Source organism: Micromonospora echinofusca (assembly GCF_900091445.1).
Lineage (GTDB): Bacteria > Actinomycetota > Actinomycetes > Mycobacteriales > Micromonosporaceae > Micromonospora > Micromonospora echinofusca.
In genome coordinates this window covers 4022410-4044751 of the sequence record NZ_LT607733.1, presented here as the reverse complement: position 1 = coordinate 4044751, position 22342 = coordinate 4022410, and the positions used below count along the sequence as shown (strand labels likewise).

The window sequence follows — 22342 nt, the reverse complement described above, 5'->3', positions numbered from 1 at the left end:
ACCGGGAGGGCCAATTCTGCACCACTGGTCACCGTCGGGTCACCGGGTGTCCCGGGTGGTGGCGCGCTGCGGGCGGCCGTCGGCCGCGTTCGTACACTGGCCCGGTGACCGTACCGCCGCCGATCGTCGCGCCCAGCATCCTCGCCGCCGATTTCGCCCGTCTCGCCGAAGAGGTCCGCGCCGTCGAGAACGCCGCGGACTGGCTGCACGTGGATGTCATGGACAACCACTTCGTGCCCAACCTGACCATCGGGCTGCCCGTGGTGCAGAGCCTGCGGGCCGCCACCGAGCTGCCCTTCGACGTGCACCTGATGATCGAGGATCCGCGCCGGTGGGCGCCCGGGTACGCCGACGCCGGGGCGTACAACGTGACGTTCCACGCCGAGGCGTGCGACGACCCGGTGGCCCTGGCCAAGGACCTGCGCTCGGCCGGTGCCAAGGCCGGGCTGGCGATCGACCGGGACACCCCGATCGAGCCCTACCTGGAGCTGCTGCCGAGCTTCGACACGCTGCTGATCATGACGATCAAGGCCGGCTTCGGCGGGCAGCGGTTCATCCCGCAACTGCTCGACAAGGTGCGTACGGCCCGCCGGCACGTCGACGCCGGCCACCTCGAACTGCGCATCGAGGTCGACGGCGGCATCGCCGCCGACACCATCGCCCAGGCGTCCGAGGCGGGGGCCGACGCCTTCGTCGCCGGCACCGCGGTCTACGGCGCCGACGACCCGGCCGAGGCCGTGCGGAAGCTGCGGGCGCTCGCGGAACGCGCCGCCTCCGGGGCCTGAGGTGGAACCCGCCGACGACCGCCAGGACGTGATCCTCGTCGTCGACGACGACGAGGACATCGCGCGCTTCGTCGAGTTCAACCTCCGCCTGCACGGCTTCGAGGTGATCCACGCCAGCGACGGGCAGGAGGCGCTCGAGGTCATCGAGCGCCAGCGCCCCGACCTGGCGGTGGTCGACCTGATGATGCCGCGCATCGACGGGTTGGAGCTGACCCGGCGGCTGCGGGCCGACCCGATGACCTCGGCACTGCCGGTGATCATGCTGACCGCCAAGGGCATGACGGTGGACAAGGTGCACGGGCTCAGCGCCGGCGCCGACGACTACCTGGTCAAGCCCTTCGACACCGCCGAGCTGGTCGCCCGGGTCAGCTCCACGCTGCGCCGCAACAAGGAGTTCCGCGAGGTCTCGCCGCTGACCGGGCTGCCCGGAAACAGCCGGATCCGCCGGGAGATCTCCGACCGGGTCCGCAGCGGGGTCGACTACGCCGTCGGCTACATCGACATCGACCGGTTCAAGAGCGTCAACGACCGCTACGGCTTCGTCCGGGGCGACGACTTCATCTCCGCCCTGGCCCGCAGCCTGCACCGGGCGGTGGTCTCGGTGGGGCTGCCGCCGGCCTTCCTCGGGCACGTCGGCGGGGACGACTTCGTCATCGTCTGCGCGCCGGAGCAGGTCCGGCCGCTCACCTCCCGGGTCTCCACCGACTTCGAGAAGGCCGCCGACTCGCTCTACGACCCCGTGGACGCCGCGCGCGGCTACGTGGAGCTGAAGGACCGCCGGGGCAACATCCGGCGGGCCGCCCTGGTCACCCTCTCGATCGGCGTCTGCCTCTCCGACTCCGGCAAGCGCTTCACCAACCCGCTGGAGGCGATCGCCGTCGCCTCCGAGATGAAGACCGTGGCCAAGAGCCAGCCCGGCTCGTACGTGGCGGTGGACCGGCGGCGCGGCGTTACCTGATTCGTGCGCTGTTGCTGTGAAGTGCACCGCCCGGGTGGCGCGACCCCCCGTGCGGCGTGTAACACTTCCCGTGTACCCACCACGCGCTGGCGGGACTCGGTGTAATTCCGAACCGGCGGTGATCCACGGCGTGACCGTGGTAAGCCCGCGACCCGGTCGGCCTCGTGCCGCCCGGTGGACCTGGTGAGAATCCGGGGCCGACGGTTGGGAGCGGGCAACCCCCGCCCCCAGACAGTCCGGATGGGAGACAGCGCGCGGGACGGACGGGCCTGCCCGGCCGCTGAGTTCAGCGTGCCGTGCGCGCCCCCCGGGGCGGCTCCGCCGTACCCGGATCTCCGCCGCCGCACGCTCGCGGCCCCATGCCGTTGCCTCCCGTCACCGCCCGCGCGTCGACCGGCGAGTGAGAGGGCAGGGCATGGCCGGCGTCTCCGTCGACGAGGCGATGCGTCGCGCGGTGGAACTCGCCGCGCGCGGTCTCGGCACGACCAGCCCCAACCCGGTGGTCGGCTGCGTGCTGCTCGACGCGGACGGGCAGGTGGTCGGCGAGGGGTTCCACGCCTACGCCGGCGGGCCGCACGCCGAGATCGTCGCGCTCGCCCAGGCCGGGGAGCGGGCCCGCGGCGGCACCGCCGTGGTCACCCTGGAACCCTGCGACCACACCGGCCGCACCGGCCCCTGCAGCACCGCGCTCGTGCGGGCCGGCGTGGCCCGCGTCGTCATCGCCGTGCCCGACCCCAACCCGCTGGCCACCGGGGGCGCCGCCACGCTGCGCGCCGCCGGGGTCCAGGTCGACACGGGGGTACGCGCCTGCGAGGCGGAGGCCGGCAACATCGCCTGGCTCACCTCGATGCGCCGCGGCTGGCCGTACGTCATCTGGAAGTTCGCCGCGACGCTGGACGGCAGGTCGGCGGCGGCCGACGGCACCAGCATGTGGATCACCTCCGAGGCCGCCCGGATGGACGTGCACGCGCTGCGCGGCACCGTCGACGCGGTCCTCGCCGGGGTGGGCACGGTCCTCGCCGACGACCCCCGGCTCACCGCCCGCAACCTGCGCGACGGCACGCTCGCCATCCGGCAGCCGCTGCGGGTGGTGGTGGACACCGAGGGGCGTACGCCGGCCGACGCCCGGGTCCGCGACGGCGCGGCCCGCACCTGGATCGCCACCGCCGCGGAGGTCGGCGCCGGCCCCGACGGCCGCGTCGACCTGCCGGCGCTGCTCGCCGCGCTGCACGGGCGCGGGGTCCGCGCCGCGCTGCTGGAGGGCGGTCCGAAGCTGGCCGGCGCCTTCCTGGCCGCAGGCCTCGTCGACAAGATCGTCGGCTACGTGGCGCCCCGGCTGCTCGGCGCCGGCCCGACCGCCCTCGTCGACGCCGGCGTGACCACCATCGCCGAGGCCATCGACCTGGAGTACGTCGACGTCACGCAGGTCGGACCCGACCTGCGGATCACCGCGCTGCCCCGGAAGAGGGAGGGCTGACATGTTCACCGGCATCGTCGAGGAGTTGGGTGAGGTCGTCCGCGTCACCGAGACGGCGGGGGACTCGGCGCTGGTCGCCGTCCGCGGCCCGCTGGTCACCTCGGACGCCCGGCACGGCGATTCGATCGCGGTCAACGGCGTCTGCCTGACCGTGGTCGACGTCGAGAACGGGACCTTCACCGCGGACGTGATGGGGGAGACCCTGCGCCGCAGCGCGCTGGGCGCGCTGCGCGCCGGCGACCCGGTCAACCTGGAGCGGGCCGCCGCGCTGGGCAGCCGCCTCGGCGGGCACCTCGTGCAGGGGCACGTCGACGGCGTCGGCGAGGTCGTCGCCCGCGAGCCGGCCGCGCAGTGGGAGACCGTCCGGTTCCGGCTGCCTGCCGCCCTGTCCCGGTACGTGGTGGAGAAGGGCTCGATCACGGTCGACGGCGTCTCGCTGACCGTCGCCGGGGTCGGGGAGGACTGGTTCGCGGTCGGGCTGATCCCCACCACGCTGAAGCTGACCACCCTCGGCGCCCGCCGTGTCGGCGACCCGGTCAACCTCGAGGTGGACGTGCTCGCCAAGTACGTCGAGCGACTGCTGGGCGCCCGGCTGGCCGGGCCCGCCGTCCCCGACGCCGACCCGCCCGGCGGGCTGCCGGTCGCCGGGCTGCCGGGCGGAGCGGCCTGATGGGCCCGCTCGGCTGGCTGCTCGACGCGCAGGTCGACGTCGCCGGCTCGCCGGTGCTGGTCCGCGAGATCGTCGGCAACGGCTTCGGGCTGGCTTCGGCGGTGTTCGGCCTGCGCCGGCTGGTCTGGGCCTGGCCCGTCGGCATGATCGGCAACGCGTTGCTGTTCACCGTCTTCCTGGGCGGCGTCTTCGCCACCCCGCAGGCGCACGACCTCTACGGGCAGGCCGGCCGGCAGGTCTTCTTCTTCTCGGTCAGCGTCTACGGCTGGTGGCGTTGGTCGCAGCACCGCCGCCGGGGCGTCGACGGCGACCGGAGCGCGGTGGCGCCCCGCTGGGCCACCGGCCGGGAACGGCTGGGCCTGCTGCTCGCGGCCGTGATCGGCACCGCCGCGGCGTACCCGGTGCTCGCCGCCCTCGGCTCCTGGGGGCCGCTGCCGGACGCCTGGATCCTCACCGGCAGCCTGCTCGCCACGTACGGGATGGCGCGCGGCTGGGTGGACTTCTGGCTCATCTGGATCGCCGTCGACGCGGTCGGCGTGCCGCTGCTGCTGCGCGGCGGCTTCTACCCCTCGGCGGCCATGTACCTCGTCTACGGCGCCTTCTGCGCCTGGGGCCTGGTGGCCTGGTGGCGCACCTCTCGGGTCGCCCGCCCGGCGCCCGCCCCGATCCCGTCGACCTACTCGGAGGCCGTGGCATGAGCGAGCGAATCATCGGGCACGGGGCGGTGCTGCCTCACGGCGGCACGCGGCGGAGCGGAGTGCCGGCATGACCATCTTCGCGAGCATCGAGCAGGCGGTGGCCGACATCGCCGCCGGCCGGCCCGTCGTCGTGGTCGACGACGCCGACCGGGAGAACGAGGGCGACCTGATCTTCGCCGCCGAGCTGGCGACGACGGAGCTGCTCGCGTTCATGGTGCGCCACACGTCGGGCTACATCTGCGCGCCGCTGACCGAGAGCGAGTGCGACCGGCTGGACCTGCCGCCGCAGCACCACACCAACCAGGACCGGCGCGGCACCGCCTACACGGTGACCGTCGACGCCCGCGAGGGCGTCAGCACCGGCATCTCCGCCGCCGACCGGGCGCACACCATCCGGCTGCTCGCCGACCCCGGCACCGGCCCGGCCGACCTGGCCCGCCCCGGGCACGTGGTGCCGCTGCGGGCCCGCGAGGGCGGCGTGCTGCGCCGGCCCGGGCACACCGAGGCCGCCGTCGACCTGACCCGGCTGGCCGGGCTGCGCCCCGCCGGCGTGCTCTGCGAGCTGGTCAACGACGACGGCACCATGATGCGGGTGCCGGACCTGGAGAAGTTCTGCGCCGAGCACTCGCTGACCCTGATCACGATCGCCGACCTCGTCGCGTACCGGCGGCGCACCGAGAAGCAGGTCGAGCTGGTCGCCGACGCCCGGATGCCCACCCGCCACGGCGTGTTCCGGGCCCTGGGTTACCGCAGCGAGCACGACTCGGCCGAGCACGTCGCCCTGGTCGCGGGTGAGATCGGCGACGGGCGCGACGTGCTGGTGCGGGTGCACTCCGAGTGCCTCACCGGCGACGTGTTCGGCTCGGTGCGCTGCGACTGCGGCCCGCAGCTCGACGCCGCCCTGGACCGGGTCGCCCGGGAAGGGCGGGGCGTGGTGCTCTACGTACGCGGCCACGAGGGGCGCGGCATCGGCCTGCTGCACAAGCTCCAGGCGTACCAGCTCCAGGACCAGGGCCGCGACACGGTCGACGCCAACCTCGACCTGGGCCTGCCGGCCGACGCCCGCGACTACGGCACCGGCGCGCAGATCCTCTACGACATCGGGGTGCGCTCGATGCGGTTGCTCACCAACAACCCGGCCAAGCGCGCCGGGCTGGAGGGCTACGGGCTGACCGTCACCGGCCGCGAGGGGCTGCCGGTGCGCCCGCACCCGGAGAACGTGCGCTACCTGCGCACCAAGCGGGACCGGATGGGACACCTGCTGGACGAGCTGGACGAGGTGACCGAGGCACCCATGGGCCGCCCCGTCCTCGGCGACGAGATCGGAGCGTAGGCGTGGCGGGTTTCGGTGAACCGGGAGTGACGGCGGTCGACGCCGCCGGGATGACCGTCGGCGTGGTCGCGGCCCGCTGGCACGGCGAGCTGACCGACCACATGCTCGACCGGGCGGTCGCCGCCGCCGAGGCGTGCGGGGCCCGGGCGGTCACCGCACGGGTGGCCGGCTCGGTCGAGCTGCCGGTGGTGGCCCAGGCCCTCGCGCGGCGCTGCGACGTCGTGGTCGCCCTCGGTGTGGTGGTGCGGGGCGCCACGGCCCACTTCGACTACGTCTGCCGGTCCGTGACGGACGGGCTGACCCGGGTGGCGCTGGACGAGGGCAAGCCGGTCGCGCACGGCGTGCTGACCGTCGACACCCTCGCGCAGGCCCGGGACCGCGCCGGGCTGCCCGGCTCGGCGGAGGACAAGGGCTGGTCGGCCACCGTCGCCGCCCTGGACGCCGCGCTGACGATCCGCGACCTCGCCGGCAACGGCCACCGGGTCGGCTTCGGCGGCTGATCCCGCGCCCGACCGGGGACGCACCGCCGTGCGGCGTTCCCGGTCGGTGAACGGGGCCCCTACCCGGCGCACCGGGGTCGTCGGGGCGGCTGGAAGAATCGCGGCGTGAAGACGTTCGAGGAGTTGTTCGCCGAGCTGCAGGCCAAGGCCGCTGCGGGCACCCCCGGCTCGGGCACGGTCGCCGCGCTCGAGAAGGGCGTGCACTTCATCGGCAAGAAGGTCGTCGAGGAGGCGGCCGAGTCGTGGATGGCCGCCGAGCACGAGGGACCGGAGCGTACGGCGGAGGAGATCTCCCAGCTGCTCTACCAGGTCCAGGTGCTGATGCTGGCCAGCGGTCTCGACCTGAAGGACGTCTACCGACATCTGTGAGTGCGCCCCGTCGTTGATCAGTTTCGATCGAAGGAGCACTCCGTCATGCTGCGTGTCGCCATCCCCAACAAGGGCACCCTGGCCGAGCCGGCCGCCCAGATGCTGCGCGAGGCGGGCTACCGTCAGCGCACCGACCCGAAGGACCTCGTCTGCCGCGACGAGGCGAACGACGTCGAGTTCTTCTACCTGCGCCCGAAGGACATCGCTACCTACGTCGGCTCCGGCGACCTGGACCTGGGCATCACCGGCCGGGACCTGCTGATCGACTCCGGCGCCCCCGCCGAGGAGGTCGTCGACCTCGCCTTCGGCCGGGCCACCTTCCGCTTCGCCGCCCGCCCCGACGACATCGCCTCGGTGCGGGAGCTGGGCGGGCACCGCATCGCCACCGCGTACCCGGGGCTGGTCGAGCGGCACCTCACGGAGCTGGGGCTCGAGGCCGAGGTGATCCGCCTCGACGGCGCGGTGGAGAACGCCGTACGCCTCGGCGTCGCCGACGTGGTCGCGGACGTGGTGGAGACGGGCGCCACGCTGCGCCAGGCCGGCCTGGTGGTCTTCGGCGAGCCGCTGCTGCGCTCGTCGGCGGTGCTGGTGCGCCGCGCCGCCGCCGAGAGCCACCCGCAGTCCGCGCAGCTGCTGCGCCGGCTGCACGGGGTGCTGGTCGCCCGCCGCTACGTGATGCTCGCCTACGACGTGCCCGCCGGCCTGCTCGACCGGGCCAGCTCGCTGACCCCGGGCATCGAGTCGCCGACCGTCTCGCCGCTGCACCGCGAGGGCTGGGTGGCGGTGCAGGCGATGGTGCTCCGCGACGACGTGCACCGGATCATGGACGAGCTGTACGAGCTCGGCGCCCGCGCGATCCTGGTCACCAACATCCACGCCTGCCGGCTGTGAGCCACCCGCCCACGGCGGCGGGCGCCGCGGCGCCGTCGGCGGTGTCGCGCGCCCTGCCGCCGTGGGCGGCGCTGACCCTGGTCACCCTCGCCGGCGTCGCCTCGGCGGCCCAGGGCGCGGCCAACGCCGAGCTGGGCGAGCGGGCCGGCAACGCGACCCTCGGCGCGGTGGTCAACAACCTCGGCGGGGCCCTGCTGGTGGGCCTCGGGGTGCTGGCGTTGCCGTCGGCCCGCACCGGCCTCGCCGCGCTACGCCGGGCCCGGCTGCCCTGGTGGACGTACCTGGGCGGGCTCGGCGGGGCGGCGATCGTGCTGGCCGGCGCGTACATCGTGCCGGTGCTCGGGGTGGCGGTCTTCACCATCGCCCAGGTCGCCGGCGGCAGCCTCGGCGGGCTGGCCGTCGACCGGGCCGGGCTGGCACCCGTGGGACGGCTGGCGCTCACCCGGGCACGGGTGGCCGGGGCGCTGCTCGGCGTGGCGGCCGTGACGCTGGCCCAGCTCGGCCAGCCCGTCGGCGACCTCGCCCTCGGTCTGGTCCTGCTCGCCGTGGCCGGCGGGCTGGGCGTCGCGCTCCAGTCCGCGCTGAACGCACGCGTCTCCGCCGCCAGCTCTGCCGCCGCCGGGATGGTGGTCAACTTCGCTACGGCCACGCCCGTCGTACTGCTGGTCGCGGCGCTGGCCGGGGCCCTCACCGGGCCGCGCCCGACCTGGCCGGGCGACTGGTACCTCTACACCGGCGGCCTGCTCGGCGTCGTCATCGTGGCGGCCCTGCTGGTCGGGGTCCCGGTGGTCGGCGTGCTGCGGACCGGGCTCGCCCTGGTCGCCGGCCAGCTGGGCGGCGCCCTGCTGCTGGACGCGCTGCTGCCGGGCGGCCCCGGCCTGCGGCTGCCGGTGCTCGCCGGGGCGCTGCTCACCCTGACGGCGGCCCTGGTCGCCGGCCGGGGGCGCGGTCGGCGGGGTCCCGGGAAGGCCGCCCCGCCTGTGGAACGTGTGGCGGCGCGGGAGCGGCCGGGTGCGGGTGGCAGACTGGTGGGGTGAGCGAAACCGAGTCCGTCCACCTCCGTCCGCACCGCGTCCGGCTGGTCTGCTGGGTCTCCGCAGCCGTGCTGTTCGTGGTGTTCAGCCTGTTGGCGACGACGCTGAGCGGCGCGACCGGCAACGGCTACGGCAGCTTCCAGCGCGGCGACCAGATCGCGATGGTCGGGCTCGGCATCCTGGGCGCGCTCGCCCTCCTGATCTTCACCCGCCCCCGGGTCGACGCGACCGCGCGGGGCGTGCGTGTCCGCAATCTCGTCGGCTCGTACGAGCTGCCGTGGGAGGTCGTCCGGGGCGTCCGCTTCGACCGGGGCGCGCCGTGGGCCAGCCTGGAGCTGCACGACGACGACCTGCTGCCGATTGTCGCACTCCAGGCCGCCGACAAGGAGCGGGCCGTGGAAGGGGTCCGCGCCCTGCGCCGGCTGCACCAGGCGCACCAGGCCCGGCTCGCCGAGGGCGCCACCGGCCGCTGACCGGGTGCCGGGTGGGTGCTCGCCCCGGTGAGGGTGTAGTGTGGGCAAGTCGACCAGGCTGTCCCGCGTGTGCGCAGTCGCGCCATGCACGACAGCCTTGAAAGAGGAGCGCCTGCTCCCACCCGAGTCGCCACCACGGTGGCCGGGTCCGGTCACCGGTTCCGGGCACGTCCCGGCACCGGATGCGCGATCATGTGATCGTGCCGACCGGTCGAGCGGGCCCTGGCATGCGCCGGGGCCTTCTGCTTTCCAGGTCGGCTCCCACCCGGGAGCCGCGGGGTCGGCCACGCAGAGATTTTGACTCGAGGAGGCCCCATCAGCGTCGAACCACGCGTGAACGAGCAGATCCGGGCACGTGAGGTCCGACTGGTCGGCCCCGAGGGTGAGCAGGTGGGCATCGTCCCGCTGGAGCGCGCCCTTCAGCTGGCCGCGGACGTCGACCTGGACCTGGTCGAGGTTGCGCCGATGGCGCGCCCGCCGGTGTGCAAGCTCATGGACTTCGGCAAGTTCAAGTACGAGAGCGCACTCAAGGCGCGCGAAGCGCGGCGTAACCAGCAGCAGACCGTCATCAAGGAGATGAAGCTCCGGCCGAAGATCGACCCGCACGACTACGAGACCAAGAAGGGTCACGTGGTGCGGTTCCTGAAGGCCGGCGACAAGGTCAAGGTGACGATCATGTTCCGCGGTCGCGAGCAGAGCCGCCCGGAGCTGGGTTACCGGCTCCTGCGCCGGCTCGAGTCGGAGATCTCGGAGCTGGGGTACGTCGAGGCCGCTCCCAAGCAGGACGGTCGAAACATGATCATGGTGCTCGCGCCGCACCGCGCCACCAAGGCCGCAGCGGTCGCCGCCACGGCCACCCGAGGCGGGCCGAGGGAGCGGGACGCCGAGGGCGCCCCGGCCGGCGAGCCCGCAGCGGCCGGTGACACCGGCACAGTCGCCGACAACAGCGGCGAGTAACAGGGGAGAGACGTTCCACATGCCGAAGATGAAGAGCCACACGGGGATGGGCAAGCGGGTCAAGGTGACCGGCAAGGGCAAGATCGTTGCCCAGCAGGCCGGCCTCCGGCACAACCTGGAGAAGAAGCCCTCCACCCAGACCCGTCGGCTGACCGGCACCGTGGTGCTGGCCAAGGCCGACGTCAAGCGCATCAAGAAGCTGCTCGGCCGCTGACGCGCGCCACCTTACGTAACTAGGAGTTGAGATGGCACGCGTCAAGCGGGCTGTGAACGCCCAGAAGAAGCGCCGTACCCTGCTGGAGACCGCGAGCGGCTACCGCGGTCAGCGCTCCCGCCTCTACCGCAAGGCCAAGGAGCAGGTGCTGCACTCGATGCAGTACGCCTACCGGGACCGTCGCGACCGCAAGGGCGACTTCCGGCAGCTGTGGATCCAGCGGATCAACGCGGGCGCCCGCGCCAACGGGATGACCTACAACCGCCTGATCCAGGGCCTGCGCCTGGCCGGCATCGAGGTCGACCGCAAGATCCTGGCCGACCTGGCCGTCAACGACGCTGCCGCCTTCGCGGCGATCGTCGAGCTGGCCCGGGCCGCGGTCGCGGCCGAGGGCACCGGCGGCGCGGCGGCCCAGGCCGCCTGATCCCCGCGCACCAGCAGATCGAGGCGTCTCCCATGCAGTCACCATCGCGCGGGAGACGCCTCGACGCTGTCTCCGGCCCCTTCACCCCGCGTACGCCGCGGGTGGTCGCCGCCCGACGGTTGCAGCGCCGCCGGGACCGCGAGGCCGCCGGCCGCTTCCTGGCCGAGGGGCCGCAGGCGGTCCGCGAGGCCCTGGCCCGCCCGGGGGTGGTCACCGAACTCTTCGGTACGCCCGCCGCCCTGGACCGCCACGCCGACCTGGCCGCCGTCGCGGCCCGCGCCGACGTGCCCGTCTCCGAGGCGACCGACGAGGCGCTCGCCGCGCTGGCCGAGACCGTGGCCCCGCAGGGCCTCGTCGCCGTCTGCCGGCACCTCGACGTGCCCCTGGAGCGGGCCCTGGCCGACGGGCCCCGCCTGGTGGCGGTGCTCGCCGGGATCCGTGACCCGGGCAATGCCGGCACCGTGCTGCGCACCGCCGACGCCGCGGGCGCCAGCGCGGTCGTCTTCGCCGGTGAGGCCGTCGACCCGTACAACGGCAAGTGCGTGCGGGCCTCGGCCGGCAGCCTCTTCCACGTCGACGTGGTCCGCGCCCCCGACCCGGTGGAGGTCGTCGCGGCGCTGCGCGCCGCCGGGCTCACCGTCCTCGCCACCACCGGCTACGGCGAGGACGACCTCGACGACCTGGCCGACGAGGGGCGGCTGGCCGCCCCCACCGCGTGGCTCTTCGGCTCCGAGGCGCACGGCCTGCCCGAGGCGCTCACCGCCGCCGCCGACGCCCGGGTCCGGGTACCCCTGCACGGGCGCGCCGAGAGCCTGAACCTGGCTGCGGCCGCCGCGGTCTGCCTGTACGCTTCAGCGAGAGCGCAGCGGTGACCGGTCGCCGGTCCCGCGAGCCGTCCAGCAGAGGAGAGCGTCCGCCCATGAACGCGCCACGGCGTTCGTTTAGCCAGCCCGCCGGTGTCGGCGGGCGGCGGGCCTGACCTGCTCCCCGCACAACTCCCACCGGCGGGCTGCGGCACAGCCGCGCGTCCGTAGACTCGCTTCGCCGCCTGAGTGAGGGCTGGCGCCGCCGTGAGGGAGTGCCCGTACGTCATGAGCTACCGCAACGATCCGTACGATCCGAAGCAGGTCGCCCTGCTCGACCCGGCCGCCCTGGCCGAGGCCGTCGCCGCCGCCGAGAAGGCGTTCGCCGAGGCCGCCGACCCCGACGCGCTGACCGCGCTGCGCCCGGCGCACCTCGGCGACCGGTCGCCGATCTCGCTGGCCCGCCGCGAGATCGGCGCGCTGCCGCCGGCCGCGAAGTCCGACGCCGGCAAGCGGGTCAACGAGGCCCGCCGCGCCGTCGAGGCCGCGTACGCCGCCCGCCAGGAGGTGCTGGACCGGGAGCAGGCGCAGCGGGTGCTGGTGGAGGAGCGCGTCGACGTGACGCTGCCGAACGACCGGCGGCCCCGCGGTGCCCGGCACCCGATCAGCACGCTGATGGAGCAGGTCAGCGACCTGTTCGTCGGCATGGGCTACGAGGTGGCCGAGGGGCCCGAGGTCGAGTTGGAGTGGACCAACTTCGACGCCCTCAACATCCCCGCCGACCACCCGGCGCGCGGCCTGATGGACACCTTCCACGTCGCGCCGCCGGAGGGCACGGAGGGCTCCGGCCTGGTGCTGCGTACGCACACCTCGCCGGTGCAGGCGCGCACCATGCTGACCCGCAAGCCGCCGATCTACGTGATCGTGCCGGGCCGGGTCTACCGCACCGACGAGCTGGACGCCACCCACGCGCCGGTCTTCCACCAGGTGGAGGGCCTCGTGGTCGACCGGGGCATCACCATGGCGCACCTGCGCGGCACCCTGGACCACTTCGCCCGGGCGATGTTCGGCGCGGGCGCGAAGACCCGCTTCCGGCCGCACTACTTCCCGTTCACCGAGCCGTCCGCCGAGTTCGACGTCTGGTTCCCCGAGCACCGCGACGGCCCGCGCTGGGTCGAGTGGGGCGGCTGCGGCATGGTCAACCCGCGGGTGCTGCGCGCCTGCGGCATCGACCCCGAGGTCTACTCCGGATTCGCGTTCGGCATGGGCATCGACCGGACGGTGATGTTCCGGCACGGGGTCAGCGACATGCGGGACATGGCCGAGGGCGACGTGCGGTTCACCCGCGCGTTCGGGGTCGGGGCGTAGGCGATGCGGGTACGAGTCACGGAGACGGTGGTCTGAGTCATGCGAGTTTCTGTCAGTTGGCTGCGGGAGTACGTCGACCTCCCCGCCGACCTGCCCACGGCCGACCTGGAGCAGGCCCTGGTCGACCTCGGCGTCGAGGTCGAGTCCGTGGTGGACCTGCGGGAGACCGTCACCGGTGCGCTGGTCGTCGGTGAGGTCCGCGAGATCGAGGAGCTGACCGGCTTCAAGAAGCCGATCCGGTTCTGCCGGGTCGACGTCGGCGACGCCAACGGCACCGGCGAGCCGCAGGAGATCGTCTGCGGGGCGCGCAACTTCGCCCCCGGCGACCGGGTCGTGGTGATCCTGCCCGGTGGCGTGCTGCCCGGCGGCTTCGCCATCGGCGCGCGCAAGACGTACGGGCGCAACTCCAACGGCATGATCTGCTCCGCGCGGGAGCTGGGCCTGGGCGACGACCACGACGGCATCATCGTGCTGCCCGGGGACGTACCGGCCAAGCCGGGCGACGACGCGCGGCCCGTCGTCGGGCTCGACGACGTCGTGGTCGAGTTGGAGATCACCCCCGACCGGGGGTACGCGATGAGCGTGCGCGGCCTGGCCCGGGAGCTGTCGCACGCCCTCGGCGTGCCGTTCCGCGACCCGGGCCTGGCGCCCGCGCCCGGCGGCACCGACACGCCCGCGTACCCGGTCGAGGTGCGCGACACCGTCGGCTGCGACCGGTTCGCCGCCCGCCTCGTGCGCGGCGTCGACCCGGCGGCGCCCACCCCCGGCTGGATGCAGCGGCGGCTCACCGCCGCCGGCATCCGCTGCATCTCGCTGCCGGTCGACATCACCAACTACGTGATGCTCGAACTGGGCCAGCCGATGCACGCCTTCGACGCCGACCGGATCGCCGGGCCGCTGGTGGTCCGGCGATCCGAGGCGGGGGAGAAGCTGACGACCCTGGACGGGGTCACCCGCGCCCTCGCGCCCGAGGACATGGTGATCTGCGACGACACCGGCCCGATCTCGCTGGCCGCCGTGATGGGTGGCGAGACCAGCGAGGTCGTCGCCCAGACGACGAACGTGCTCTTCGAGGCCGCCCACTGGGACCCGGTGATGGTCGGGCGCACCGCCCGCCGGCACAAGCTGTTCAGCGAGGCGGCGAAGCGGTGGGAGCGGGGCGTCGACCCGGCCCTGCCGCTGGTCGCCATCGCGCGGGCGGTCGGGCTGCTCACCGAGCACGCCGGTGGCGCGGCCGGGGACGAGATCCTCGACATCGACCACGTGCGTCCGCGTACCCCCGTCGTGCTGCCGGTCGACCTGCCGAGCCAGCGGGTCGGCGTGCACTACCCGCCGGCGCGGGTGGTCGCCCTGCTGGAGCAGGTCGGCTGCACCGTCGCGCGGGGCGCAGACCGGCTGACCGAGGACCCGGGCGAGGTCGGCGTGACCGCCGGTGCCGACGACGCGCTCAGCGTCACCCCGCCGACCTGGCGGCCCGACCTGACCGACCCGGCCGACCTGGTCGAGGAGGTGGTCCGCCTCGACGGGTACGACCGGGTGCCGTCGGTGCTGCCGACCGCGCCGCCCGGACGCGGCCTGACCTGGCAGCAGCGGCGCCGCCGGGCCGTGGCCCGGGCGCTGGCCGAGCGGGGGTACGTCGAGGTGCTCGCGCACCCGTTCGTCGCCCCCGGGCTGGCCGACCAGCTCGGCCTGCCGGCCGACGACCCGCGTCGGCGCGCGGTGCGGCTGGCCAACCCGCTGTCGGAGGAGGAGCCGCTGCTGCGCACCACGCTGCTGGGCCCGCTGCTCGGCATCGTCAAGCGCAACCTCGGCCGGGGCCAGCGCGACCTCGCCCTCTACGAGATCGGCGCGGTGTTCCACCCGCGTACCGGCGCTGGCAGCCCGCCGGCGATGGGCGTGGACCGGCGCCCCACCGACGAGGAGTTCGCCGCCGCCGACGCGGTGGTGCCCGAGCAGCCCCGGCACGTCGCCGTCGTCCTGACCGGCGACGTGGAGCCGGCGGGCTGGTGGGGCGCGGGCCGCCCGGCCGGCTGGGCCGACGCCGTGCAGGCCGGCCGGGACGTACTGGACGCCGCCGAGGTCCCCGCTGAGCGGATCGAGGTCCAGGCCGCCGAGCACGCCCCCTGGCACCCCGGCCGGTGCGCCGAGCTGCTGGTCGACGGCACCGTGGTCGGGTACGCCGGCGAACTGCACCCGGCGGTCCTGGCGGCGCTGGAGCTGCCCCGGCGCACCAGCGCCATGGAGCTCGACCTGGACGCGCTGCCGGCCGCCCCGGTGGCGTCCGCGCCGGTCGTGTCGGGCTTCCCCCCGGCGCTGATCGACGTGGCGCTGGTCGTCGACTCCTCGGTGCCGGCGGCGCAGGTGCAGCAGGCCCTCGTCGAGGGTGCCGGCGGCCTGCTGGAGGGCGTGCGCCTGTTCGACGTGTACGCCTCGGAGCAGCTCGGGGCGGACCGCAGGTCGCTGGCGTACAAGCTCACCTTCCGGGCGCCGGACCGGACGTTGACCGTGGAGGAGGCGGTGGCCGCCCGGGACGCGGCGGTCGCCCGCGCCGCGGAGCGCTTCGGCGCCACCCTGCGCGGCGCCTGAGTGACGGCGAATGCCCCTTCCGCCGACGCGGGAGGGGCATTCGTCATGCACCCGGAGATCCTGCTCCTCGAGGAGCGAGCCTGACCGGGTGTCACGGTACGTGCCTGGCCGGACTCGTGTGGCCGCCCGCCAGCCCGCGCTGCTGTCCAAGATCACCTCCGACGTATCGGCTGAAAGGTCAGGGGCCTCGAAATTTTTGGCTACCCGCCAGTCACATCCGAGCGGTTAACCTGCTTTGATTCCAGGTGTAGCCGGAGTCACACCCCCGCCGCCCCCACGGGAGTCGAGTCATGTCCGAGGATCCGCCGATCACCACCGTCGATGTCTGCATCGTGGGCGGCTGCGGGCGGGTGGGGCTGCCGCTGGGCATCGCCTTCGCCTCGCGCGGCCTCTCCGTCGTGCTGTACGACATCAACGCCGACGCGGTCGACACCGTCAACGCGGCCAGGCTGCCCTTCGCGGAGCCCGGCGCGGCCGAGGCGCTCGCGGAGGCGGTGGCCGCCGGCCGGCTGCGCGCCAGCACCGACCCGGCCAGCGTCGGCGCCTCCGAGCACCTCGTCGTGGTGGTCGGCACCCCGGTCGACGAGCACCTCAACCCGGACCTGGGCGCCGTGCCCCGGGCCCTGGAGCGCTGCGCCGAGCACCTGCGCGACGGGCAGCTCGTCGTGCTGCGCAGCACCGTCTACCCCGGGGTCACCGCGCTGACCGAGAAGCTGCTCGCCGGCAAGGGCATCCGCGCCGACGTGGCGTTCTGTCCGGAGCGCATCGCCGAGGGGCGGGCGATGACGGAGCTGTTCACGCTGCCGCAGATCGTCGCCGCCCGTACGCCGGGGGCGCTCGCCCGCGCCGAGAAGTTGTTCCGGCACCTCACCAGCCAGATCGTGCCGCTCGAGCCCGAGGAGGCCGAGCTGGCGAAGCTGTTCACCAACACGTGGCGCTACATCAAGTTCGCCACCGCCAACCAGTTCTGGATGATGGCCAACGACTTCGGTCTGGACTTCGCCCGGATCCGGCACGCCGTGGCGCACGACTACCCGCGCGCGGCGGACCTGCCGATGCCCGGGTTCGCGGCCGGGCCGTGCCTGTTCAAGGACACCATGCAGCTGGCCGCGTTCAACCGGAACAACTTCGTGCTCGGCCACTCCGCCATGTTGATCAACGAGGGACTGCCGCTCTACCTGGTGTCCCGCCTGGAGGACCGCTTCGACCTGTCCGAGCTGACCGTGGGCATCCTCGGGATGGCCTTCAAGGGCGGAAGCGACGATCCCCGGGAGAGCCTGGCGTACAAGCTGCGCAAGATCCTGGCGCTGAAGACCCGCGAGACGCTCTGCACGGACCCCCACGTGGTCGACGAGCGGTTCGTCGACCTGGACGAGGTGCTGCGCCGGGCCGACCTGTTGGTGATCGCCGCCCCGCACGAGCAGTACGCCCGCCTGGAGACCGACAAGCCGATCATCGACATGTGGGGCCTGACCGGGCAGGGGGTGCGGGTGTGAAGCCCCGGGTCTCGGTGATCGTGCCGGTCTACAACGAGGGCGAGGCGATCCTGCGCTGCCTCGAGCGGATGCTGCGCGAGATGCTGCTGCCCGCCGAGGTGCTGGTCGTACACGACATGCCCGAGGACACCACCGTGCCGTACGTCGAGCAGGTCGCCCGCACGGACCCGCGGGTGCGGGCGGTGCTCAACACCTACGGTCGCGGTCCGGCCAACGCGATCCGGTTCGGCATCGACGCGGCGCTCGCCCCGGTGGTGGTCGTGACCATGGCCGACGGCTGTGACGATCCCCGCCAGATCGACGAGCTGGCCCGGCTGGTCGACCGGGGGGTGGTGGTCGCGGCCGCCTCCCGCTACATGCCCGGGGGCCAGCAGGTCGGCGGGCCCCGGCTGAAGCGGATCATGTCGCGCTGGGCGGGACGCAGCCTCTACACCCTCGCCCGCGTCGGCACCCGCGACGCCACGAACAGCTTCAAGGCGTACGACACCGCGTTCGTGCGGGAGGTGGGGATCGAGTCGCGGACCGGCTTCGAGATCGGGCTGGAGCTGACCGCGAAGGCGACCCGGCTGCGGCTGCCCGTGGCCGAGATCCCGACCATCTGGCTCGACCGGCCGCTGGGGGAGTCCCACTTCGACCTCGGTCGCTTCCTCCCCGGCTACCTGCGCTGGTACTTCTTCGCCTACGGTCGACGGCTGAGCCGGGAGAGACTGGCCGGCCGCGCCGCCCCGAGCGGGGCCGTGCCGGCCCAGCGCGACCCGCAGGACAGCACCGAGTTCGAGACGACCGCATAGGAGCGCACGTGGCGAAGGTCCTGGTAACTGGTTCGGCCGGCTTCATCGGCGGCTATCTCGTCTCCGAGTTGTTGGACCGGGGCCACGAGGTCGTCGGTGTGGACGACTTCTCCAAGTACGGCCCGGTCACCCACAGCTACGACCAGCACCCCCGGTTCCGGTTCGTCGAGGGCGACGCCCGGGACGCGGACCTGCTCACCGAGCTGCTGGACGGCTGCGACCACCTGGTCGCCGGTGCGGCGATGATCGGCGGCATCTCCTACTTCCACGCGTACGCCTACGACCTGCTCGCCACGAACGAGCGGATCATGGCGGCCACCTGCGACGCGGCGATCCGCGCCCACCGCGACGGCCGCCTGGCGAAGGTCACCTACCTCTCCTCCTCGATGGTCTTCGAGTCCACCGGGCACTGGCCCAGCCGGGAGGGCGACGAGCGCCGCATCCCGCCGCCGCTGTCGTCGTACGGCTTCCAGAAGCTGGCCGTGGAGTACTACGCCCGGGCGGCCTGGGAGCAGTACCAGCTGCCGTACACGATCGTGCGGCCGTTCAACTGCGTCGGCGTGGGGGAGGGGCGGGCGCTGGGGCAGGCCGAGGTGCTCTCCGGCAACGTCAAGCTGGCCATGTCGCACGTCGTGCCCGATCTGGTGCAGAAGATCGTGAAGGGGCAGGACCCGCTGCACATCCTCGGCGAGGGCAACCAGGTCCGGCACTACACCTACGGCGGTGACCTGGCCCGGGGCATCGCCACGGCGATCGAGCACCCGGCGGCGCGCAACGAGGACTTCAACCTCTCCACGGCCGAGTCGACCACGGTCCTGGAGCTGGCCGAGCTGATCTGGCGCAAGATCAAGGGCGAGCACGTTCCCTTCCAGTACGTCTCCGACGAGCCCTACCGGTACGACGTGCAGAAGCGGGTGCCGGACGTGACCAAGTCCCGTGAGGTGCTGGGCTTCACGGCGAGCACCTCGTTGGACGAGATGCTCGACGAGGTGATCCCGTGGGTGACCCGTGCGGTCGAGGAGGGCCGCCTCTGAACGGTCCCCCGCCGGTTCGAGGCCCGTGTCCGCGCACCGCGGCGCGGGCCTCCGCCATGACGGGGGTCACGTCTCTCATTGCCATACGGTCAATTGCATGAACTTGCAGAGGGCGGTCCGTCATTGCTAGGCTTCCTGCATAGTCATGCGGAGGTGGGAATGGGTATCCGGGTTGCGATTGCCGGGGCGAGCGGCTACGCCGGGGGCGAGCTGATCCGCCTGGTCGCCGGGCACCCGGAGTTCGAGCTGGTCGCCGCCACCGCGCACAGCCAGGCGGGGCACCGGCTCGACGTCGTACATCCGCAGCTCGCCGGCCTGGACCTGATCCTCGGCGAGACGGACGCGGCGACGCTGGCCGACGCGGACCTGGTCTTCCTGGCCCTGCCGCACGGGCAGTCGGCGGCCCTGGCGGCCCAGCTCCCGCCCGAGGTGCGCGTCGTCGACCTGGGCGCCGACCACCGGCTCGCCGACCCCTACGCCTGGGCCAACTACTACGGCGGCACCCACGCCGGCCCGTGGACCTACGGCCTGCCCGAGCTGCCCGGCCAGCGGGAGCTGATCGCCGGTGCCACCCGGGTCGCCAACACGGGCTGCTACGCCGCCGCGATCATCCTGGCCCTCGCCCCGCTGGTCGCCGCCGGCGCCGCCGCCCCGGCCGACGTGGTGGTCGTCGCCGCCTCGGGCACCTCCGGCGCGGGCAAGGCGGCCAAGCCGCACCTGCTCGGCAGCGAGGTGATGGGCGACCTGTCGCCCTACCGCGTGGGCACCCACCAGCACGTACCGGAGATCAAGCAGGCCACCGGCGCGACCGGCCTGTCGCTGACGCCGGTGCTCGCGCCGATGCCCCGGGGCATCCTCGCCACGGTGACGGCCGTGCCGGCCCGGGGGGTCGACCCGCGGGCGGTGCTCGCCGAGGCGTACGCGGACGCGCCCTTCGTGCACGTCCTGCCGGAGGGGGCCTGGCCGCACACCGCCGCCACCCTCGGCTCCAACTCCTGCCACCTCCAGGCCACCGTCGACGTCGACTCCCGGCGGATGATCGTGCTGAGCACGCTGGACAACCTCGGCAAGGGCGCCGCCGGCCAGGCGGTGCAGAACGCCAACCTCATGTGCGGCCTGCCGGAGACCACGGGCCTGTCCGTCTGGGGCGTCGCACCGTGAGCGCGCGGAGCACGACGCGGCGCAGCCCGGCGTACGCGAGCGAGGGAGCGGTACCTGCGGGCGCGAGGAACGCGACGCGGCGGATCCGGGCGGTCGTGAACGAGGGAGCAGTAGCTGTGAGCGCGGCGCGGCGCGGCCGGGCGGTCGCGGACGAAGGGGGAGCGCGGTGAGCGTCACGACTCCGCGGGGGTTCCGGGCGGCCGGGGTGGCCGCCGGGCTCAAGACAAGCGGCGCGAGCGACGTCGCGCTGGTCGTCAACGACGGCCCGGACGCCGGCGTCGCCGGCGTGTTCACCGCCAACCGGGTCAAGGCCGCGCCGGTGCTCTGGACGCAGCAGGTGGTGCGCGGCGGGGTCGCCCGGGCCGTGGTGCTCAACTCCGGCGGCGCCAACGCCTGCACGGGGCCGGCCGGCTTCCAGGACACCCACGCCACCGCCGAGCACACCGCCGCCGCGCTCACCTCGGCCAGCTCCCGGCTGATGCTCGGCGCCGCCGACGTGGCGGTCTGCTCGACCGGCCTGATCGGCGAGCGGCTGCCCATGCAGAAGCTGCTCCCCGGCGTACGCTCGGCGATCCGCCGGCTGTCGCGCGACGGCGGCGCGGCGGCCGCCGAGGCCATCATGACCACGGACACCCGGCCCAAGACCACGGTCGCCCGGGGCAGCGGCTGGACCGTCGGCGGCATGGCCAAGGGCGCCGGCATGCTCGCCCCGGCGATGGCCACCATGCTCTGCGTGCTGACCACCGACGCGGTGGCCGGGCCGGAGGCCCTCGACGCCGCCCTGCGCGAGGCGTGCCGGGTCACCTTCGACCGGATCGACTCCGACGGCTGCATGTCGACCAACGACACGGTGCTGCTGCTGGCCAGCGGCGCGAGCGGCATCGCGCCGACCCCCGCCGAGCTGGCGGCCGCCGTCACCGCCGCCGCCCACGACCTGGCCCAGCAGCTCATCGCCGACGCCGAGGGCGCCACCAAGCAGATCGCCATCGACGTGGTCGGGGCGGCCAGCGAGGACGACGCCGTCGAGGTGGGGCGGTCGGTGGCGCGCAACAACCTGGTCAAGACCGCGCTGTTCGGCAACGACCCGAACTGGGGGCGGATCCTCGCCGCCGTCGGCACCACCGCCGCCGCGTTCGAGCCCGACGGGGTCGACGTCGCGGTCAACGGCGTGTGGGTGTGCCGCTCCGGCGCCGCCGCCGAGGACCGGTCGAAGGTCGACCTGAGCGGACGGGACGTCACCATCCGCATCGACCTGCACGCCGGCGCCGCCGAGGCGACGATCTGGACCAACGACCTGTCCCACGCGTACGTGCACGAGAACTCGGCCTACTCGACATGAGCCTCTCCACCGATCTCGCCCGCGCCCAGGTCAAGGCGGCCACGCTGATCGAGGCGCTGCCCTGGCTGGCCCGCTTCTCCGGCTCGACCGTCGTGGTCAAGTACGGCGGCAACGCCATGATCGACCCCGAGCTCCAGCGGGCCTTCGCCGCCGACATGGTCTTCCTGCGCTACGCCGGCCTCCGGCCGGTCGTGGTGCACGGCGGCGGCCCGCAGATCTCCGCCATGCTCGGTCGGCTGGGCATCGCCAGCGAGTTCCGGGGCGGCCTGCGGGTCACCACCCCGGAGGCGATGGACGTGGTCCGGATGGTCCTCGTCGGCCAGGTCGGCCGGGAGCTCGTCGGGCTGATCAACGCCCACGGGCCGTTCGCGGTGGGCCTCTCCGGCGAGGACGCCGGCCTGTTCACCGCCGTGCGGCGGCCCGCGTACGTCGATGGGGAGGCGGTCGACGTGGGGCAGGTCGGCGACGTGGAGTCGGTCGACGCCTCGGCGGTCACCGACCTGATCGCGGCCGGCCGCATCCCGGTGATCTCCACGGTGGCGCCCGACGCCGACGGGGTGCTGCACAACCTGAACGCCGACACGGCCGCCGCCGCCCTCGCCGTCGCCCTCGACGCCCGCAAGCTGGTCGTCCTCACCGACGTGCCCGGCCTCTACGCCGACTGGCCCGACACCGACAGCCTGGTCAGCGAGATCACCGTGGACGAACTGGCGGCGCTGCTGCCGTCCCTGTCCAGCGGCATGGTCCCCAAGATGGAGGCGTGCCTGCGGGCGGTGCAACAGGGGGTTCCGGCCGCGCACGTCGTCGACGGCCGGGTCGCCCACTCCACGCTGCTGGAGGTCTTCACCTCCGAAGGATTCGGCACCATGGTGGTGAGCGCGAGGAGTGAGCTTGCGAGCCCCGCAGTCGGGAACGAGGGCGGTGTGGTGAGCGCGAGGAGTGAGCTTGCGAGCCCCGCAGTCGGGAACGAGGGCGGTGTGG

22 protein-coding genes, 1 pseudogene and 1 riboswitch are annotated in these 22342 nt (G+C 73.9%); all 23 genes and pseudogenes read left to right on the top strand.

Features of this window, described 5'->3' with window-relative positions; genetic code table 11:
* Nucleotides 1–104 precede the first annotated feature (104 nt).
* Nucleotides 105–785, top strand: coding sequence for a ribulose-phosphate 3-epimerase (gene rpe, locus GA0070610_RS17015; RefSeq protein ID WP_089000949.1), 681 nt, complete (start codon nt 105–107; stop codon nt 783–785).
* Between the two features lies 1 nt (nt 786).
* Nucleotides 787–1743 carry a GGDEF domain-containing response regulator gene (locus tag GA0070610_RS17010; RefSeq protein ID WP_089000948.1) on the top strand — a complete coding sequence of 319 codons (957 nt, stop codon included), beginning with the start codon at nt 787–789 and terminating at the stop codon, nt 1741–1743.
* 81 nt (nt 1744–1824) lie between these two features.
* Nucleotides 1825–1999: riboswitch (FMN riboswitch) on the top strand.
* 159 nt (nt 2000–2158) lie between these two features.
* On the top strand, nt 2159–3220 hold the full coding sequence (ribD, locus tag GA0070610_RS17005) for a bifunctional diaminohydroxyphosphoribosylaminopyrimidine deaminase/5-amino-6-(5-phosphoribosylamino)uracil reductase RibD (protein WP_089000947.1): 1062 nt from the start codon (nt 2159–2161) through the stop codon (nt 3218–3220).
* 1 nt (nt 3221) lies between these two features.
* Nucleotides 3222–3890 carry a riboflavin synthase gene (locus GA0070610_RS17000; protein ID WP_089000946.1) on the top strand — a complete coding sequence of 223 codons (669 nt, stop codon included), beginning with the start codon at nt 3222–3224 and terminating at the stop codon, nt 3888–3890.
* Nucleotides 3890–4588 (top strand): nicotinamide riboside transporter PnuC, encoded by a 699-nt coding sequence (gene pnuC, locus GA0070610_RS16995; protein WP_089000945.1) that lies wholly within the window; start codon nt 3890–3892, stop codon nt 4586–4588. Before GA0070610_RS17000 ends, pnuC begins: the two co-directional genes overlap by 1 nt.
* Before the next feature lie 67 nt (nt 4589–4655).
* A complete protein-coding gene (locus GA0070610_RS16990) occupies nt 4656–5921 on the top strand; it encodes a bifunctional 3,4-dihydroxy-2-butanone-4-phosphate synthase/GTP cyclohydrolase II (protein WP_089000944.1) in 1266 nt (421 codons plus the stop codon).
* A 2-nt stretch (nt 5922–5923) separates the two neighbouring features.
* On the top strand, nt 5924–6421 hold the full coding sequence (gene ribH / locus GA0070610_RS16985) for a 6,7-dimethyl-8-ribityllumazine synthase (RefSeq protein ID WP_089000943.1): 498 nt from the start codon (nt 5924–5926) through the stop codon (nt 6419–6421).
* A gap of 105 nt (nt 6422–6526) precedes the next feature.
* Nucleotides 6527–6790 (top strand): phosphoribosyl-ATP diphosphatase, encoded by a 264-nt coding sequence (locus GA0070610_RS16980; RefSeq protein ID WP_088947482.1) that lies wholly within the window; start codon nt 6527–6529, stop codon nt 6788–6790.
* 45 nt (nt 6791–6835) lie between these two features.
* On the top strand, nt 6836–7681 hold the full coding sequence (hisG, locus tag GA0070610_RS16975; RefSeq protein WP_089000942.1) for an ATP phosphoribosyltransferase: 846 nt from the start codon (nt 6836–6838) through the stop codon (nt 7679–7681).
* Nucleotides 7678–8718 carry a DMT family transporter gene (locus tag GA0070610_RS16970; RefSeq protein ID WP_231925641.1) on the top strand — a complete coding sequence of 347 codons (1041 nt, stop codon included), beginning with the start codon at nt 7678–7680 and terminating at the stop codon, nt 8716–8718. The genes hisG and GA0070610_RS16970 overlap by 4 nt, the downstream gene beginning before the upstream one ends.
* The gene (locus GA0070610_RS16965; protein WP_089000941.1) at nt 8715–9188 is read left to right on the top strand and encodes a PH domain-containing protein; all 474 of its coding nucleotides are present in this window, start codon (nt 8715–8717) and stop codon (nt 9186–9188) included. Before GA0070610_RS16970 ends, GA0070610_RS16965 begins: the two co-directional genes overlap by 4 nt.
* A gap of 333 nt (nt 9189–9521) precedes the next feature.
* Nucleotides 9522–10145 carry a translation initiation factor IF-3 gene (gene infC / locus GA0070610_RS16960; RefSeq protein WP_089000940.1) on the top strand — a complete coding sequence of 208 codons (624 nt, stop codon included), beginning with the start codon at nt 9522–9524 and terminating at the stop codon, nt 10143–10145.
* 19 nt (nt 10146–10164) lie between these two features.
* On the top strand, nt 10165–10359 hold the full coding sequence (gene rpmI, locus GA0070610_RS16955; RefSeq protein WP_007458415.1) for a 50S ribosomal protein L35: 195 nt from the start codon (nt 10165–10167) through the stop codon (nt 10357–10359).
* Between the two features lie 31 nt (nt 10360–10390).
* On the top strand, nt 10391–10783 hold the full coding sequence (gene rplT / locus GA0070610_RS16950) for a 50S ribosomal protein L20 (RefSeq protein ID WP_030335718.1): 393 nt from the start codon (nt 10391–10393) through the stop codon (nt 10781–10783).
* 32 nt (nt 10784–10815) lie between these two features.
* Nucleotides 10816–11655, top strand: coding sequence for a TrmH family RNA methyltransferase (locus GA0070610_RS16945; RefSeq protein WP_089000939.1), 840 nt, complete (start codon nt 10816–10818; stop codon nt 11653–11655).
* Between the two features lie 219 nt (nt 11656–11874).
* A complete protein-coding gene (pheS, locus tag GA0070610_RS16940) occupies nt 11875–12954 on the top strand; it encodes a phenylalanine--tRNA ligase subunit alpha (protein WP_089000938.1) in 1080 nt (359 codons plus the stop codon).
* Nucleotides 12955–12993: 39 nt separating this feature from the next.
* A complete protein-coding gene (gene pheT, locus GA0070610_RS16935) occupies nt 12994–15540 on the top strand; it encodes a phenylalanine--tRNA ligase subunit beta (protein ID WP_089000937.1) in 2547 nt (848 codons plus the stop codon).
* A 290-nt stretch (nt 15541–15830) separates the two neighbouring features.
* Nucleotides 15831–17036: a nucleotide sugar dehydrogenase gene (locus GA0070610_RS16930; RefSeq protein ID WP_089000936.1), complete on the top strand. Its 1206-nt coding sequence runs from the start codon at nt 15831–15833 to the stop codon at nt 17034–17036.
* Entirely contained in the window at nt 17033–17827 is a 795-nt protein-coding gene (locus tag GA0070610_RS16925) for a glycosyltransferase family 2 protein (RefSeq protein ID WP_231925639.1), read from the top strand. Before GA0070610_RS16930 ends, GA0070610_RS16925 begins: the two co-directional genes overlap by 4 nt.
* Nucleotides 17828–17835: 8 nt before the next feature.
* Complete coding sequence (locus tag GA0070610_RS16920; RefSeq protein WP_089000935.1) at nt 17836–18861, top strand: NAD-dependent epimerase/dehydratase family protein; 1026 nt, start codon at nt 17836–17838, stop codon at nt 18859–18861.
* A 159-nt stretch (nt 18862–19020) separates the two neighbouring features.
* On the top strand, nt 19021–20022 hold the full coding sequence (gene argC, locus GA0070610_RS16915) for an N-acetyl-gamma-glutamyl-phosphate reductase (protein ID WP_089000934.1): 1002 nt from the start codon (nt 19021–19023) through the stop codon (nt 20020–20022).
* A gap of 166 nt (nt 20023–20188) precedes the next feature.
* Nucleotides 20189–21361, top strand: a complete 1173-nt coding sequence (argJ, locus tag GA0070610_RS16910) for a bifunctional glutamate N-acetyltransferase/amino-acid acetyltransferase ArgJ (protein ID WP_089000933.1) — start codon at nt 20189–20191, stop codon at nt 21359–21361.
* A pseudogene (argB, locus tag GA0070610_RS16905) lies at nt 21358–22242 on the top strand (acetylglutamate kinase); the annotation flags it as partial. The gene argJ and the pseudogene argB, both read left to right, overlap by 4 nt.
* Nucleotides 22243–22342: the final 100 nt, after the last annotated feature.